At 39.7% G+C, this 17,389-nt stretch carries 13 protein-coding genes; 12 read left to right on the top strand and 1 reads right to left on the bottom strand.

Annotated elements, in window-relative coordinates:
• Positions 1–3: 3 nt before the first annotated feature.
• Positions 4–894 carry a bestrophin family protein gene (locus OQX63_RS12430; RefSeq protein ID WP_265851192.1) on the bottom strand — a complete coding sequence of 297 codons (891 nt, stop codon included), beginning with the start codon at positions 892–894 and terminating at the stop codon, positions 4–6.
• Positions 895–1,046: 152 nt separating this feature from the next.
• Here OQX63_RS12430 and OQX63_RS12425 point away from each other — a divergent pair, with 152 nt between their 5' ends.
• The 12 genes from OQX63_RS12425 to OQX63_RS12370 all read left to right on the top strand — a co-directional run bounded on the left by OQX63_RS12425 (position 1,047) and on the right by OQX63_RS12370 (position 17,375).
• Positions 1,047–2,570 carry an MFS transporter gene (locus tag OQX63_RS12425; protein WP_265851191.1) on the top strand — a complete coding sequence of 508 codons (1,524 nt, stop codon included), beginning with the start codon at positions 1,047–1,049 and terminating at the stop codon, positions 2,568–2,570.
• 5 nt (positions 2,571–2,575) lie between these two features.
• Complete coding sequence (locus tag OQX63_RS12420) at positions 2,576–2,827, top strand: DUF6814 family protein (protein WP_265851190.1); 252 nt, start codon at positions 2,576–2,578, stop codon at positions 2,825–2,827.
• A gap of 283 nt (positions 2,828–3,110) precedes the next feature.
• The gene (locus OQX63_RS12415; RefSeq protein WP_265851189.1) at positions 3,111–4,067 is read left to right on the top strand and encodes a pectinesterase family protein; all 957 of its coding nucleotides are present in this window, start codon (positions 3,111–3,113) and stop codon (positions 4,065–4,067) included.
• Positions 4,068–4,225: 158 nt separating this feature from the next.
• Positions 4,226–5,899: a glycoside hydrolase family 28 protein gene (locus OQX63_RS12410; protein WP_265851188.1), complete on the top strand. Its 1,674-nt coding sequence runs from the start codon at positions 4,226–4,228 to the stop codon at positions 5,897–5,899.
• Positions 5,900–5,906: 7 nt separating this feature from the next.
• On the top strand, positions 5,907–7,838 hold the full coding sequence (locus OQX63_RS12405) for a glycoside hydrolase family 88 protein (RefSeq protein ID WP_265851187.1): 1,932 nt from the start codon (positions 5,907–5,909) through the stop codon (positions 7,836–7,838).
• Positions 7,839–7,993: 155 nt separating this feature from the next.
• On the top strand, positions 7,994–9,094 hold the full coding sequence (gene pelA, locus OQX63_RS12400; RefSeq protein WP_265851186.1) for a pectate lyase: 1,101 nt from the start codon (positions 7,994–7,996) through the stop codon (positions 9,092–9,094).
• An 88-nt stretch (positions 9,095–9,182) separates the two neighbouring features.
• Complete coding sequence (locus OQX63_RS12395; protein ID WP_265851185.1) at positions 9,183–10,694, top strand: tagaturonate reductase; 1,512 nt, start codon at positions 9,183–9,185, stop codon at positions 10,692–10,694.
• A 1-nt stretch (position 10,695) separates the two neighbouring features.
• Positions 10,696–12,342, top strand: a complete 1,647-nt coding sequence (locus tag OQX63_RS12390) for a UxaA family hydrolase (RefSeq protein WP_265851184.1) — start codon at positions 10,696–10,698, stop codon at positions 12,340–12,342.
• A 335-nt stretch (positions 12,343–12,677) separates the two neighbouring features.
• Positions 12,678–14,078 carry a glucuronate isomerase gene (gene uxaC / locus OQX63_RS12385; protein ID WP_265851183.1) on the top strand — a complete coding sequence of 467 codons (1,401 nt, stop codon included), beginning with the start codon at positions 12,678–12,680 and terminating at the stop codon, positions 14,076–14,078.
• A 113-nt stretch (positions 14,079–14,191) separates the two neighbouring features.
• Positions 14,192–15,241, top strand: coding sequence for a sugar kinase (locus OQX63_RS12380; RefSeq protein WP_265851182.1), 1,050 nt, complete (start codon positions 14,192–14,194; stop codon positions 15,239–15,241).
• The gene (locus OQX63_RS12375; protein ID WP_265851181.1) at positions 15,238–15,900 is read left to right on the top strand and encodes a bifunctional 4-hydroxy-2-oxoglutarate aldolase/2-dehydro-3-deoxy-phosphogluconate aldolase; all 663 of its coding nucleotides are present in this window, start codon (positions 15,238–15,240) and stop codon (positions 15,898–15,900) included. Before OQX63_RS12380 ends, OQX63_RS12375 begins: the two co-directional genes overlap by 4 nt.
• Before the next feature lie 29 nt (positions 15,901–15,929).
• Positions 15,930–17,375, top strand: a complete 1,446-nt coding sequence (locus tag OQX63_RS12370) for an MFS transporter (protein ID WP_265851180.1) — start codon at positions 15,930–15,932, stop codon at positions 17,373–17,375.
• Positions 17,376–17,389 lie beyond the last annotated feature (14 nt).

Genomic DNA, 17,389 nt, shown 5'->3' with positions numbered 1-17,389 from the left:
AACTTAAAGAACGTACTCTTCATTTATAGGTTTAACAGGCTCTGGGATTTCTTCTTCTTCTAACATTTGCAAAAGATTGATCTCTATAGTCCTGGTAATTTGGTTTAGCGGAACACCTGCCGAATTGTTTTCGAAAGGGTTAACCAGGCTCATTCCGTTAATCTGTGTAGATACAAATACAAAACCGATCAACCAGCCCAGAAATATGGATGCAGGACCTGCATCCTCACTGATTACCAAGGTAAATGTGACTACAAATAGCCAGATAAAAACTTTAGTAAGGTAGGAGTAAGTGGTAGGGAAAATAGTGTTTTTAATGCGCTCACTCATGCCCATTGAATCGGAAAACCTGGTAAGCATTTCGTTGATTTCAATAAAACGGAAACCATCAATCGCATTTGATTTTGATAATTTCTGCAAATCCCTCGATTGGATATTTAAAAGGGCATTATGCTTATTGTTATGTTTTTCTATTTCTTTTAAATCGGCCTCGGTTAAATATTTGATATAAATCTCATCTACCGTTCCTCTCAAATTGGCCTTTAAAGCATATAAAAAACCAATATGTCTGTAAATCATTCGTTTTACGCTTTCTTCATCTTCATCAACATAATTGAGTAAAGCCCTTGCAAAAGAGCGTGAATCATTAACCAAAGCGCCCCATACTTTTCTCGCCTCCCACCATCTATCGTATGCCTGGTTATTGTTAAAACCAATAAAAAAAGCAATTGCTGTACCTAAAAGTGTTGGGATAATAGATGGAACGGAGAAATGATGTGAGATTAAATATTCGCGTACGAAGTAAGCTACAGTGCAAGAGGCAATCATGATCAGATCAACTTGCCATGTGTTTCTTAAAATTCTACTTAATCTGATATTTTGTATTAACAGCATATAATATAATGGAAAGTGAATTGGTTACCGATGAAGTTACAAAACTAAAGCCAAAATGTTTGGTCTTGTAACAAATTAAACGACAAACATTACAGGTTGCCGTTTATGGTGCAAATGTTTATCTTGGTAAACCAAATATTCCTGAATCATTTATGAGCGACAATTTACCCAAGAACAATATCTTTAAAGTAATCGGTGCATCTTCTCTGGGCACATTGATTGAATGGTATGATTTTTACATTTTTGGCAGCCTTGCGGTTATCATTGGTCATCAGTTATTTCCAGAAGATGCAGGTGCCTCAGCCTTAATCAATACTTTGGCTATTTTTGCTGCTGGTTTTATTGTTCGTCCATTTGGCGCCCTGGTTTTTGGCAGGCTTGGCGATTTAATTGGCAGAAAATATACTTTTCTGCTCACTTTGGTGCTAATGGGTGGATCAACATTTTTTATCGGTTTAATCCCATCTTATAAAAGCATTGGTTATGCCGCTCCAATTTTGGTTTTAATATTAAGGTTAATTCAGGGTTTGGCTTTGGGTGGCGAATATGGTGGTGCCGCTACCTATGTAGCAGAGCATGCACCAAAAAACAAACGCGGTTTTTTTACCAGCTGGATCCAGACCACTGCCACATTGGGTTTGTTCCTTTCGTTAGGGATTATTGTGATCACGAAAAATATTTTAGGTGCAGAAAAATTTGGTGATTGGGGTTGGAGAATCCCTTTCTTATTATCGATTGTATTGGTTGTGGTTTCGATTTACATCCGCATGAAAATGCACGAGTCGCCCCTGTTTTCTAAACTAAAGGCCGAAGGAAATATCTCTAAAAACCCAATAAAAGAGAGTTTTAACAACAAGGCGAATTTTAAAATGGTGCTTCTGGCGCTGTTTGGCGCTACCATGGGGCAAGGCGTAATCTGGTATACAGGACAGTTTTATGCACAATCATTTTTGGAAAATACCTGTAAGCTTGATTTTAACGATTCACGGTATATTTTGCTCTGGGGAATCGCTTTTGCTACGCCTTTTTTTGTTGTTTTTGGTGCCTGGAGCGATAAGGTTGGCCGTAAGTGGATCATGTTAAGCGGTATGCTTTTGGGCATTCTCTTTTATCGCCCAATTTATCAAATCTTTTTGGATGATACCGATTATACAAAAATTGAACAGGCTGATATTTTATCTGCTACACCTGCTCCGGTTACTGCTGTTTTAATGGAGAACTCAACCGATAGCTTACGAACAGTTTCTACTCAAGTGAGGCTTAGAAATGGAGCTTCCTTTAACAAAGTACAAATAGATACCGTTTCTGCAACAAAAGGAATCCTTTTAGGCAAAGAAATAATAAAAGATAAAGTTTTACCCACACCGGTGTTCTGGAAATTCGTTGGTTTAATCTTCTTCCAGATTTTGCTGGTCACCATGGTTTATGGGCCAATTGCGGCTTTTCTGGTCGAGTTATTCCCCACTAAAATCAGGTATACTTCTATGTCGCTGCCCTACCATATCGGCAATGGTGTTTTTGGAGGACTTGTGCCCTTTATCGCCACACTAATTGCAAGCTTTTCTGGCGCTACACCACTATCTGGCCTTTGGTATCCGATAGGGATCGCAGCGCTAAGTTTGGTTATTGGCACAATTTATTTATCAAATAAAAGAGATGAAAAAATTAACGACTAAATAAGATGAATACGTTAAAGAAATTTTTAGGCTTGTTTTGGATGGTTTTGGGGCCATTAACAATGACTTTTTTGTTTATCCAGGCGATAGATAAGGTAGGTTTGACCCATACAGATATCGAACGTACCAATACCATATTGCAGTGGGCAATTATCCTGTTTGTTTTTCTCCCCATTAGTTTGGGCTTGATGATATTCGGCTTTTATGCATGGAAAGGTGAGTACGAAAATTTGCCAGAAAGTTCTGAAGAATTATAGTTTTTATTTGTTTAGAGTTTTCGCTCTCCGCTACTATTAAACAGATTGTATATACTAGACTTGGTCGTCTTGACCGGAGCAACGCGGAGTGGAGAGATCTATAAAATAAATTAATACTATGCAATCGTTCCCGACATCGTTTGCAATGTTTAATTTCGGAAAAAATTCATTCTGGTAAATTTTAATGTTTAAAATTGTGCATCATATATTTTTAAAATGCGGCTGCGTAGTGAAGTTTACATTCTTACGCGGCCGATTTTAATTTTAGCCTAACCAAATTGATATGAAAGCAATTATCCTGTTCTTTCTGGTCGTATTTTCATTCATTGCAAATGCCGCTAATGTTAAACCCGATTTTATCGTAGCTGCAGATGGAAGCGGAAATTTTAAAACCGTACAGGAAGCTATCCATGCGGTGCCTGATTTCAGGAATAAAACAACCGTAATTTTTATTAAAAAGGGCATTTATAAAGAAAAATTAATATTGGCTGCCTCTAAAAGGAATGTGAAATTTATCGGCGAAAGTTTAAACGAAACCATTTTGACCTATGATGACTATGCCCAGAAAAAGAATATTTTTGGCGAAGAAAAAGGTACTTCAGGTTCATCAAGCTTTTATATTTATGGCGAAGGCTTTTCTGCTGAAAACATTACTTTCGAAAATTCATCAGGCCCCGTGGGACAGGCAGTAGCCGTTTGGGCGGGTGGCGATAAATTAATTTTTACCAATTGTAGATTTTTGGGCTTCCAAGATACCCTTTATACTTATGGGGGGAGCAACCGCCAGTACTATAAAAACTGCTATATCGAAGGTACGGTTGATTTCATTTTCGGGGCTTCGACAGCATGGTTCGAAAGTTGCACCATTTTTTGCAAAAAAGCAGGTTATATTACGGCTGCATCAACTGCTGATACCACAAAGTTTGGTTATATTCTAAACAAATGTAAAATCAAAGGAGATGCGCCAGCCAATAGTTTTTATTTAGGCCGTCCCTGGAGGCCTTATGCAAAAGTGGCCTATCTCAATTGTGAACTGCCTGAGTTGATCCGCCCCGAAGGCTGGAACAACTGGAGTAAAGAAAGCAATGAGAAAACGGCTTATTATGCTGAATATAAAAGCACTGGAAAAGGTGCCGATCCTAAAAGCAGGGTAAAATGGTCGCACCAACTAACAGATGAAGAATATAACACCTATATTTTAGAAAACGTTTTCCATGGATGGAATCCGGAAGCAAAATAAAAGTATAAATGCTTGATATACTGTGTTTAACTGCGTGCTCGTACTGGTCTTTTTGCCAGTTTTTCCGGCAACGATTGCATAGATTTCTCTTCTGTTTTAGCTGCAAACAACGTACACTTGTTATTACAATAACCAAGTATAATTTAACAGCGCAAATAATGAAACATATTTCTGGTCGTTTATGCCATATTAAAGTAGCCCTCACATGCTTAGTTTTATCTGCAGCAGGTTCTGCCATGGCACAACAAAAGCAAAGTTTACCCATTATTCAGCAGGTTAAATTTAAAAAAGATACAACGAGCATTGTAAATTTTGGCGCAAAGGGTGATGGCATTACCTTAAATACAGAAAGCATTAATAAAACCATTGCCAGCGTTAGTCAAAAAGGTGGAGGTGTGGTATTAATCCCTTCTGGTTTATGGTTAACCGGTCCTGTCGAATTAAAAAGCAATGTAAATCTGCACCTTAAACGCGATGCCATCCTTCAGTTTACGGCTGATTTTAATCAATACAAACTCGTAAAGGGAAATTGGGAAGGTCAGCCTGCATGGCGGAACCAGAGTCCAATTTCAGGTGTAAACCTCGAAAATATTGCCATTACCGGAACCGGGATCATCGATGGGAATGGAGGTGCATGGCGGATGGTTAAAAAAGATAAACTCACCGAAACACAGTGGAAAAAACTCGTGGCATCCGGAGGCATTGTTAAAGCTGACGGAAAAGTGTGGTATCCATCTGAAAAAACCTTTAAAGGTTCGAATACCAAAAATGCTGGTGTAATTGAAGCGGGCAAAACTGCAGCAGACTATGATGATATCAAAGATTTTCTCCGTCCTAATTTATTGGTTTTAACGGGCTGTAAAAAAATACTTTTAGAGGGTGTTACCTTTCAAAATTCGCCAGCGTGGAATTTACATCCTTTGCTTTGTGAAGATTTAACCTTGAGAAACTTACAGGTAAAAAACCCTTGGTTTGCACAGAATGGCGATGGTGTTGATGTAGAATCTTGTAAAAACGTATTGATTGAAGGCAGCACTTTTGATGTGGGTGATGATGGGATCTGCATTAAATCTGGTCGCGATGAAGCTGGCCGTAAACGTGGTGTACCAACTGAAAATGTAATCGTCAGAAATAATATCGTTTATCATGCACATGGTGGTTTTGTAATCGGCAGCGAAATGAGCGGTGGTGCAAAAAACATCTGGGTGTACAACTGTTCTTTTATCGGTACCGATATTGGTCTGCGTTTTAAAACCACCCGCGGTCGTGGCGGCGTGGTAGAAAATATTTATATCAACAACATCAACATGATCGATATTCCTGGTGAGGCCATTTTGTTCGATATGTATTATGCCGCAGTTGATCCGGTTCCTTTGGCTGGCGAAAAACGAGAGGCCATTAAAACAGTTACCGTTCCTGTTACCGAAGCTACTCCACAGTTCAGAAACTTTTTTATTAAAGATGTAGTGGCAAATGGTGCCGAAAAGGCGATATTTTTTAGGGGCTTACCAGAAATGAACATTAAAGATATCCACCTGGAAAACGTAACCATCAAAGCAAAAAAAGGTATTGAAATTATTGAGGCCGCCGGGATTTTTTTAAAAAACATCAATATCATTGCAGAAAATACCAATCCGGTGGTGATGATCCAGAATGGATCGAAAATTAATATCAGCAACTTACAATACCCTGATGACAGCAAGTTGCTGTTTGATGTTTCAGGCGAAAAAACAAAAGCTGTAAAAATTAGCGGAACAGCTGTTTCCAAAGCCAAAACAGCTTTCGTTTTAGGGACTGAAGTAGATAAAAAAGCACTGGAAATTTCAAAATAAGAGCGTCATGAAGAAATCAATCTTATATACAGTAATTGCACTTATTGGTTTTTCTATTTTAACACAAAGTGGATTTGCCCAAAAGAAATTATCTGAACAGTTAACCTTAACTGCGATGGAAAAACTGTTTCAGGATACCATGCTGTTAAAAGGTGCTAAGGGCCCCAAATGGACCTATGATATGGGGGTTGTTTTGGAAGGGGCCGCAATGGTTTGGCTCAATACCGGCAACGGTAAATATTTTAAGTACATCCAGAGTTCGATGGATGCTTACCTGGATAAAGAAGGTAATATTGCGACGTATAAACCAGATGATTTTAATATTGATAACATTAAAAATGGTCGCTCATTATTATTATTGTATAAAGTTACCGGTCAGCAGAAATACCTGTTGGCAGCAAATAAATTATATGATCAACTGCAGAAACAGCCGCGTACCAAAGAAGGTGGTTTTTGGCATAAGAAAATTTATCCAAACCAGATGTGGCTGGATGGTTTGTATATGGGCGAACCATTTTATACGGAGTATGCCAAGCTGATGAAAAAGGATGCCGCTTTCGACGACATTGCAAAGCAATTTATCCTAATGGAGAAAAATGCCCGCAATGCTAAAACAGGGTTACTTTATCACGGTTACGATGAAAGTAGAACAGAGCAGTGGGCCGATAAAAAAACTGGACTTTCACCAAATTTTTGGGCCAGGGCAATGGGCTGGTATATGATGGCTTTGGTAGATGTGCTGGATAATTTTCCGGCCAATCATCCGCAACGAAAAGAGCTAATCGCCATTTTAAACCGTACGGCAACTGCAGCGGTAAAATACCAGGATCCTAAATCGGGAGTTTGGTTTGATATTTTGGATATGCCAACCCGTAAAGGAAATTACCTGGAGAGTTCGGCTTCTAGCATGTTTGTGTACGGCTTGGCCAAAGGAGTGCATAAAGGCTGGTTAGCCCCATCTTTTATGAGCGCTGCAAATAAGGGCTATGCCGGTTTAAAGAAAGAATTTATAGAAAAAGCAGGCGATGAAAGGGTAAACCTTACTAAAACTGTTTCCGTATCTGGTTTGGGGGGAAAGCCTAAATATCGTGATGGTAGCTTCGATTATTACATCAGTGAAAAGGTAATCACCAATGATCCAAAAGGTGTAGGCGCATTTATCTGTGCTGCTTCTGAAATGGAAATAGATCAGTTGCCAAAACCAGGTAAAGGTTTAACCGTTACCGTTGATAATTTCTTTAACAATGAATATATGGTTGGTCCTACCGGAGATAAAATCCCTTTTCATTATCTTTGGGAAGAAGATGATAACAATGGATTCTCTTTATTCGGAAAAGTATTTAACGATGCTGGCGTAAAAACCAATACGCTTAAAGCTGCACCAACAACTGTTAACTTAAAAGGCAGTAACATTTACATTATTGTAGATCCGGATACTGAAAAAGAAACGGCAAACCCAAATTTTATGGATGCTGCACATGCTAAACAGATCAGTGAATGGGTAAAAGCTGGTGGCGTTTTGGTGCTGCTTTTAAATGATGTGGGCAATTGCGAAATCTCAAAATTTAATGTGCTGCCTGAAACCTTCGGAATCCATTTTAATGAAGATAGCCGTAATAAAGTTCAGGGTACGAATTTTGAACAGGGGGCAATAAAAATTCCGGATGGAAATACTGTTTTTAAAACAGCCAGAAAAGTATATATCAAAGAAATATCGACCATTGTGGCTAAAAGTCCGGCTGTTTCTGCCTTAACCGATAAAGGAGATGTGATTATTGCCACCGCAAAATATGGTAAAGGAACAGTTTTCGCCGTGGGTGATCCATGGTTTTATAATGAGTATATCGATGGTAGAAAATTACCTGCTGAGTTTGAAAATTTTAAAGCCACAAATGACTTGGTAAACTGGTTGATTAGACAGGTGCCCGGGAAGAAGTAGGATTTAACCACAGATGAAAAGGATGGACACAGATAACTAAATAGGATTGTCATCCTGAGTCTGTCGAATTACTTGTTAAATTACTGCAAACAGCATTTCGACAAGCTCAACGTGACATATTGGATGAAAAATACTCCGTGTTAATCCGTGTCTCCGTGGCAAACAATAACTATGGCACAGGAAACAAAAAGAAAATTAGTGGTCTGGACCATGGAACAAACAAAATGATGAAAATAAAAATATTGTTCACCCTAATCTGCAGCACTTTATTACTATCGTGTTATGCCCAGCAGCCTACCGATTCTACGGCAGATAAAATGCTTGTTTATCAATTGGGAAATGGTGGCTGGCCAAAGCAGCTGGAGGATAAGAGCGTGGTTAACTATGACGCAGTTTTAACGCCTGAATTGTTGGCCAAAATAAAGGCAACTAAAGATTTACATGCTACTTTCGATAATAAAGCGACCAGTAGAGAAGTGGTTTACCTGGTAAAGGTGTATAAAAAAACAAAGAACAAAGCTTATTTGGCTGCTGCAGAAAAAGGCCTTGACTATATTTTATCGGCACAATATGCCAATGGTGGCTGGCCACAATATTATCCTGATCAATCTTCGTACCGTTCAGAAATTACTTATAACGATGATGCCATGATCAACGTGCTGAACATCTTACAGGATATTGCCACGCAAACGAACGATTTTGATGTTGTAAATCCAGCCTACATCAAAAAGGCAGAAAAAGCAGTTGCGAAGGGCATCGATTGTATTTTAAATACACAGGTAAAACAAAAGGGTGTTTTAAGTATTTGGGCCGCACAGTATAATAAAGATTCGATGTTGCCCGCAAAGGCCAGGGCGTTTGAACCAGCCTCATTGAGTACGAGCGAGTCAGTCGGAATTATCCGCTTTTTAATGCGGATCAAAACTCCTTCTGCTGCAGAAAAAAATGCAATTACAGCAGCAGTAAAATGGTTCGATACCTATAAAATTGTAGGCTACCGTTTTGATAGATTGAAAAACCCTGAAACCAATGTTAAAACTTCGGCTTTGGTTGCAGACCCTACTGCAATTGCCTGGGCGCGCTTTTACGACCTTGATAAAAATACACCGATTTTTGGCGATCGGGACAATACGATTAAAACAAAATTAGAAGAATTAAGCCCTGAAAGGCGCAATGGATATGCCTGGTATGGCAACTGGGGGCAAAAATTAATTGAAAAAGAATACCCGAAGTGGTTAACCGCGAATGGGAAATAAAAAATAGAAATCGTCATGGTGCGTCACGAAGTAATCTTATTCTGAATGATACTACTTTGTTACTGGTAATGACGGAAATCGCAAGAATATGATTTTAAACAAAGAAAATTTAAAAAACATTAATGGCGAAAAGGTTACAAAACCTACAGCCGAAATCTTAACCTTACCAGAGAAGGTAATCCAGTTTGGTACAGGTGTTTTACTGCGTGGCTTACCCGATTATTTTATTGATAAGGCCAACCAGAAAGGAATGTTTAACGGCCGTGTTCTTGTTGTTAAATCTACGTCAAAAGGCGGTGCTGATGCATTTTCAAAGCAGGATAATTTATACACGCTTTGTGTAAAAGGCATTGAAGATAGTGTTAGTGTGGAAGAAAACACCATCAACGCTTCGATAAGCCGTGTTTTATCGGCTTCGCAAGATTGGACAGAAATTTTAAAAGCTGCACACCAGCCAGCACTTCAAGTCGTAATTTCGAATACCACAGAAGTAGGTATTGTAAAAAGCGAAGATAAGATCACTGATAACCCGCCACAATCTTACCCTGGCAAATTACTGGCCTTTTTGCACGAACGCTATACGGCCTTTAATGGATCAGAAGAAAGCGGAATGGTGATCGTTCCTACAGAACTCATCAGTGATAATGCTGATAAACTGAAAGAAATTTTGCTTGATCTGGCTATCCAGAATAAATTAGGCTGGGATTTCGAAAACTGGTTAAGAACAGCCAATCATTTTTGTAAAACCTTAGTTGATCGGATTGTGCCAGGCAAACTTCCTGAAGCAGCACATAAAGCTATTGAACGCGAACTGGGTTACGAAGATGAACTGATGATCATGGCCGAGCCTTTCAGGCTTTGGGCAATCGAATCATCAAGCGAAAAAGTGAAGGACGTATTGTCTTTCGCAAAAGCAGATAAAGGCATTTTCATTGTTCCTTCCATTGATAAATTTAAAGAACTAAAACTCCGGCTGCTTAATGGTACACATACGATAAGCTGCGGTTTGGCCATTTTAGCAGGCTTTAATACGGTAAAAGAAGCTATGGCGAATAAAGATTTCTCGGCCAATGTATTAAAATTAATGAAAGATGAAATTGCCCCTGCTGTGGTGAATGAAGATATTACCTACAATGAAGCGATTGCCTTTGCAGAGAGCGTTATCGACCGCTTTAGCAACCCATCTTTAGAACACCAATGGCAAGCCATTACGTTAAATTTCACTTCAAAAATGCAAATGCGTAATATGCCGCTGATCAGAAGATATTATGCTTTAAATAATGAAGTGCCTCAACTTACTGCTATGGGTGTAGCCGCTTATATTCTTTTCATGAATGTGAATAAAGATGGAGAAACCTATACTGCCAGTGCAAATGGAAAAACCTACCCTATACAGGATGAATTTGCGGAAGTGTTATACGAATATTGGAAAGATCCTGAAACTGTTGTACATCATACCCTAGGCGACATACGCCTTTGGGACAAAAATCTGAACGATTACCCTGGCTTTAACGCGGCCGTAAAATCTTACCTTGATTTATTACAGAACAAGGGTGCAAAAGAAACTTTAAGTAACTTGCATTCAGAAATAACAAATTAAAATGGTTACTCGAATTTTAAAAATCCATCCTAACGATAATGTATTGGTTGCGCTGCAAAACCTGGCAAAAGGCGAAACAGTTATCTACGATGGACAGGAATATATTTTACAGGATGACATCCCGGCCAAGCATAAATTTTTTATGCAGGATATGAATCCGGGCGATCACATTATGATGTATGGCGTATTGGTAGGCAAAGCACAGCACTTTATCCTTAAAGGCGGCTTAATGGACACCGAAAATACCAAACATGCATCTGATCCTTTTGAATTCCGTCCTTACCATTACGAGTGGCAGGCACCAGATGTGGCTAAGTTTGAAGGCAGAACTTTTAATGGTTACATCCGTAGCGATGGCCGCGTGGGTACTGCAAATTATTGGCTGTTTATACCGACCGTTTTCTGCGAAAACCGAAACTTGGATGTAATCCGTGAGGCTTTACACAACGAGTTGGGTTATGCAGTAACGGATAAATATAAATCATACGCCCACCAACTGGTTGAGGCTTATAAAAACGGTGAAATTTTAGGTGAGGCTGATCCGGATTCCATCGGTTTGGCTAATCCATCTGCTGGCCGTGTGTTTAAAAACGTTGATGGCATTAAATTTTTAAATCACCAGGGCGGTTGTGGTGGTACCCGTCAGGATGCTGCCGTGTTAAGCAAGTTATTAGCTGCCTATGCCGATCATCCTAATGTTGCTGGTGTAACTGTATTGAGCTTAGGCTGCCAGAATTTGCAGGTGCACGATTTTATGGAAGACCTGAAACAACGTAACCCTAATTTCGATAAACCTTTATTTGTTTTTGAGCAGCAACAATCGCAGAGCGAAGAGCAACTGGTAAAAGAAGCCATCCGTAAAACTTTTATCGGTTTAACTGAAATCAATAAAGTCGAGCGTCAGCCGGCACCATTAAGTAAATTGGTTTTGGGGGTGAAATGTGGTGGTAGCGATGGTTTTAGCGGAATCAGTGCCAACCCTGCTGTAGGTTATACTTCCGATTTATTGGTGGCCCTGGGCGGTACTGTGCTCCTTGCTGAGTTTCCTGAACTTTGTGGCGCAGAACAACAATTGATTGACCGGACCAAAGATGAAACAGCCGCACGTAAGTTCATCCAGTTGATGACAGCCTACAATCAATCGGCAGAAAATGTAGGTTCTGGATTTTTCATGAACCCATCACCGGGTAATATTAAAGATGGATTAATTACCGATGCGATTAAAAGTACTGGAGCAGCCAAAAAAGGTGGAACATCGCCGGTAGAAGATGTTTTGGATTATACCGAACCAGCAAAAAAACCAGGCTTAAACTTGGTTTGTACGCCAGGAAATGATGTGGAGGCCACTACGGGTAAGGCTGCATCAGGTGCAACTTTAATTTTGTTCACTACCGGTTTGGGAACGCCTACTGGAAATCCGGTTTGCCCTACCATTAAAGTATCTACCAATAATGCACTAACCAAACGCATGAGCGATATCATCGATATCAACTGTGGTCCGGTGATAGAAGGGGAAAAAACCATCGAACAAATGGGCGAAGATATCCTGGAATATTGTATTAAAGCGGCCAGTGGTGAAGTAATTCCTAAAGCTGTATTGCTTAATCAGGATGATTTTATCCCATGGAAACGGGGCGTTAGTTTGTAGTCCAGAGTCATTAGTCCGAAGTTGGAAGACCGAGGTCGGAGGTTTATGCGGCTAACCTTGCAATCGCCTTTAGCTTGCAATAGCCGTGGTCTGTGTGCCTACTGACCACAGATAGATAAATACAAATTAAGTTCCGGTCTGTGGAGACACAAACCGGGGCTAAATAAAAAATGAATAGATGAGTACTTAATTGCCGTGGTCTATGTCCTCACTGACCACAAACCGATAAAATACAAATTGAGTTCCGGTCTGTGAGGATATAGGCCGAGCATAAATAAAATATGAATAGATAAGTGTTTTGATCATCTCAAATCTCTTATCTCAAATTACATAGCATGAAATCTTTTTTAGACGAAAATTTTCTTTTGCAAAGTAAAGCTGCCGAAAAGCTGTATCACAATTTTGCAAAATCATTGCCAATTATCGATTACCATAATCACCTTATTCCTGAGCAGATTGCCAATAATACGCAATTTGCCAATATCAGCCAGGTTTGGCTTGCCGGCGATCATTACAAGTGGAGGGCAATGCGAGCCAATGGTGTGGATGAAAAATACATCACTGGAATAGGATCTGATTTTGAAAAATTTGAAAAATGGGCCGAAACCGTTCCCTATACCTTACGCAATCCACTATATCATTGGACACATTTAGAGCTTCAGCGCTATTTCGGAATAGAAGAACTGTTATCAGGCAAAACGGCACAGAAAATTTTCGACGAATGTTCAGCTAAACTACAAACTCCAGAATATTCAGTTCGTGGTTTATTGGCAAAAATGAATGTAGAGGCTGTTTGTACTACAGACGATCCTTTAGATAGCCTGAACTTTCATCAACAACTGGCCAGAGAAGGCGCGAACCTAAAAATGTTGCCTGCCTTCCGCCCCGATAAGGCCATGAATAGTGATGATATTGAAGGTTTAAATGAATATATCGACAAACTGGAAAGTGTTGCCAATAAAAGCATTAGCAGTTTTCAGGATTACATTGATGCTTTAAAAAGCCGTCATGATTACTTTGCGGCAAATGGCTGTTCAGTTTCTGACCATGGTTTAGAGCAGATTTATGCTGAAGATTATACCGATGCTGAAATCGCAGCAATCTTTGATAAAATCCGCAGTAAGCAAAATATTTCGTATGAAGAAAACCTGAAATTTAAATCGGCTATGCTGGTTTATTTTGCAGAATGGGATCATGAAAAGGGTTGGGTACAACAATACCACCTTGGTGCTTTGCGTAATAACAATGCCCGTATGTTAAGACAGCTAGGACCTGATACCGGCTGGGATTCAATCGGCGATTTTAGCCAGGCACGTATGCTTTCTAAATTCTTAAACCGCTTGGATAATCAGGATAAACTGGCCAAAACCATTATTTATAATCTTAATCCAGCCGATAATGAATTAATTGCCACCATGATCGGTAATTTTAACGACGGCTCCGTTGCAGGTAAAGTACAGTTTGGTTCGGCCTGGTGGTTTTTAGATCAAAAAGATGGGATGATCAAACAGTTAAACGCGCTGTCGAACATGGGTCTTTTAAGCCGCATGGTGGGTATGCTTACCGATTCGCGCAGTTTCCTTTCTTTCCCACGTCACGAGTATTTCAGGCGGATTGTTTGTAACCTGTTTGGGGAAGATATTGAGCACGGTGAATTGCCTAACGATTTGGAATGGGTGGGCAAAATTGTTCAGGATATTTCGTATTTTAACGCAAAAAACTACTTTAAATTTTAACTAAAATCAGGCTTTTGGAAGGTATTTTATTGGAATCAAATCATTTCAATCGTTTTCCTTTCATTTTCATTCGGATACAGAAAACAGTATGAAATACGCCAATCAGAACTAAAATGAAAACCCAAATCTTCGATTCAGCTGAAAAAGGAAAAAAAGTTTTAAGCTTTGGTGAAATACTTTTGCGCATCTGTCCGGATATGGATGGTGTATGGTTAAATGAAAATAAACTTCCATTTTATGTAGGTGGGGCCGAGCTTAATGTAGCCACGGCCTTAGCCTTGTGGAATGTACCTTCGGCCTACCTTTCGGCTGTGCCAGATAATTCTGTTACCCGCGAAATTATTGACTACCTTAATGTCCGCAATATCGATACTACACCTATGGTTTACCACGGTGAACGTTTAGGTTTGTACTATTTGCCTAAAGGGAAAGACCTTAAAAATGCAGGGGTAATTTACGACCGGGCCAATTCGGCGTATGCCGATTTAAAAGTTGGACAGATTAACTGGGACGATGTTTTTGAAGATGTAGCCTGGTTCCATTTCAGTGCCATATGCCCGGCCATTAATCAAAATATTGCCGACGTTTGTTTGGAAGCATTAAAAGCGGCAAGTGCAAAAAATATTACCATATCACTTGATTTAAACTATCGTGCAAAGCTGTGGAAATATGGAAAGGAACCGATTGATATTTTGCCAGAACTGGCTCAATATTGTACACTGATTATGGGTAATGTTTGGGCAGCCAATAAAATGTTGGGCACCGCACTTCATGAAGATTTAATACCAACAGAGGGTTATGCAAAGGAAACGTTACTGCAACAGGCAGCTGATACTTCTAAAGAAATATTAAGTTTGTTTCCGGCGTGTAAAGCGGTTGCCAATACTTTCAGGTTCGACCATGGAAAGGGCATACGGTATTATACTGCCATTTATACAGACAATGAATTAACGGTTTCTGAAGAATATGTTTCTGAAGAAATTTTGGATAAGGTGGGCAGCGGAGATTGTTTTATGGCAGGCCTGATTTATGGCTTTTACAACCAACTGCCTGCAAAAGAAATGTTAAATTTTGCCACCGCTGCCGCATACGATAAATTATACATTCCAAGTGATGCTACAACCAGTACTGTAGCCGATATAGAAAAAAGAATAATACGATGATTAGCAATAAGCACAAAATTTTAGATGCCATCTTAGAGCAAGGCATGTTACCGCTTTTTTATCAGGATAGCGAATCGGGTAGTGTAGAAATATTACGCACTTTGTATAAAGCAGGTGTTCGTGTTTTCGAATATACCAATCGTGGTAAATCGGCATTGTCTAACTTTAAAAAGTTAAAAGAAATCCGTGATGCAGAAATGCCAGATCTTTATCTGGGTATTGGAACCATTAAAACTCCTGCAGATGCAAATGCTTTTATCGAAGCTGGAACAGATTTTATCGTGGCACCGATCGTAAATCCGGCAGTTGCAGAAATTGCAAACAAAATTAACATGCTTTGGGTACCAGGTTGTATGACACCAACCGAAATCAGCGTGGCACAAGAACACAAAGCTATGTTGATCAAAATTTTTCCGGCAAATATTTTAGGCCCTGAATTTATTTCATCAATTAAAGATCTTTTCGCCGGGCAGTTATTTATGCCTACAGGCGGTGTAGAAATTAATGCCGAAAATTTAAAAACCTGGTTTAAAGCTGGGGTTTGCGCTGTAGGTATGGGCAGCAAATTAATTAGTAAGGATGTGATGAGCAAGGGGCTTTACGATGAGCTTCACGACAATACACAGCTGGCGCTTGAACTCATTAAGCAAAGTAAATAACCTCAATCCCCTAACCACAAACAACCGAAATGAGCCAACCAAAAATCAGCAATTACAGATGGACCATATGTGCACTGTTATTTGTTGCAACCACCATTAACTATTTAGATCGACAGGTACTTTCACTTACATGGAAAGACTATTTTGTGCCCGAATTTCATTGGACAGATAGTGACTATGGAACCATTACAGCTTTATTCTCTCTTTTTTATGCCGGATCGATGTTGGTTGCAGGGCGGTTTGTTGATTGGATGGACACTAAAAAAGGTTTCCTTTGGGCAATTGGAATTTGGTCGGTAGGTGCTTGTATCCACGCTTTTTGCGGTATTGCTACTTCAGGCATCATTACCGGTTCCTGGGTGATGAGTTTTGCCGGTGCAAAAGATGCGCTGTCTACAGTTGGTAATACGACATTAATCCTGTCCACCAGTCTTTCGCTGTTTATTTTTGCCCGTTTTGTACTGGCCCTTGGCGAGGCAGGAAATTTTCCGGCAGCCATTAAAGCTACAGCCGAGTATTTTCCTAAAAAAGACCGTGCATTTGCCACCAGTATTTTTAATGCAGGCGCAACAGTTGGTGCTTTGGCAGCCCCTGTTACCATTCCGTATATTGCTGATGCATATGGCTGGGAAATGTCGTTTATTATTATCGGTGCTTTAGGTTTTATCTGGATGTTATTCTGGATTCTACTTTATGGTAAACCAGAAAATCACTTGCGTGTAAATAAAGAAGAATTAGCCTACATCCAGCAAGATATTGTGGCGCACGAGCAAATTAGCGAAACGGTTACCGCAGCATCGTCCGTAAAAAAACTATCGTTTGCGGATTGCCTTAAGTTTAAACAAACCTGGGCTTTTGCTTTTGGTAAATTTATGACCGATGGGGTTTGGTGGTTTTACCTGTTTTGGTCGCCAGCGTACCTGAAAGATATTTATAAAATGAGCGGTACCGAAAGTGCTTTCCCATTATTTATATTGTATGTAATCACCTTGTTATCGATTATTGGGGGTTGGTTGCCGTCTTATTTTATCGGCAAGAAAAATATGAACCCTTACGATGGCAGGATGAAATCCATGTTGATTTTTGCATTTTTCCCGCTGTTAGCATTATTCGCACAACCTTTAGGCCACTATACCTACTGGTTGCCGGTAATTATTATTGGTATTGCGGGTGCTGCGCACCAGGCCTGGTCGGCCAATATATTCACCACCGTGAGTGATATGTTCCCTCGTCAGGCTATTGCTACTGTAACCGGGATTGGTGGTATGGCTGGAGGCGTAGGGTCATTTTTTATCAACAAAGGTTCTGGCGTGCTGTTTACCTATGCCGGAGATACACAAATGACTTTTATGGGCTTTCAGGGTAAAGAAGCAGGTTATTTTATCGTTTTCTCTTTCTGTGCGGTGGCTTACCTCATTGGCTGGACGGTAATGAAAACACTCGTTCCAAAATATAAAGTAATAACAGTTAAATAATTCAACTCCCAAAG

Origin of the sequence: Pedobacter sp. PF22-3, assembly GCF_026239555.1 — a bacterium.
In the GTDB taxonomy this organism is placed as follows: Bacteria; Bacteroidota; Bacteroidia; order Sphingobacteriales; family Sphingobacteriaceae; genus Pedobacter.
This window is presented reverse-complemented; position numbering and strand designations above follow the sequence as displayed.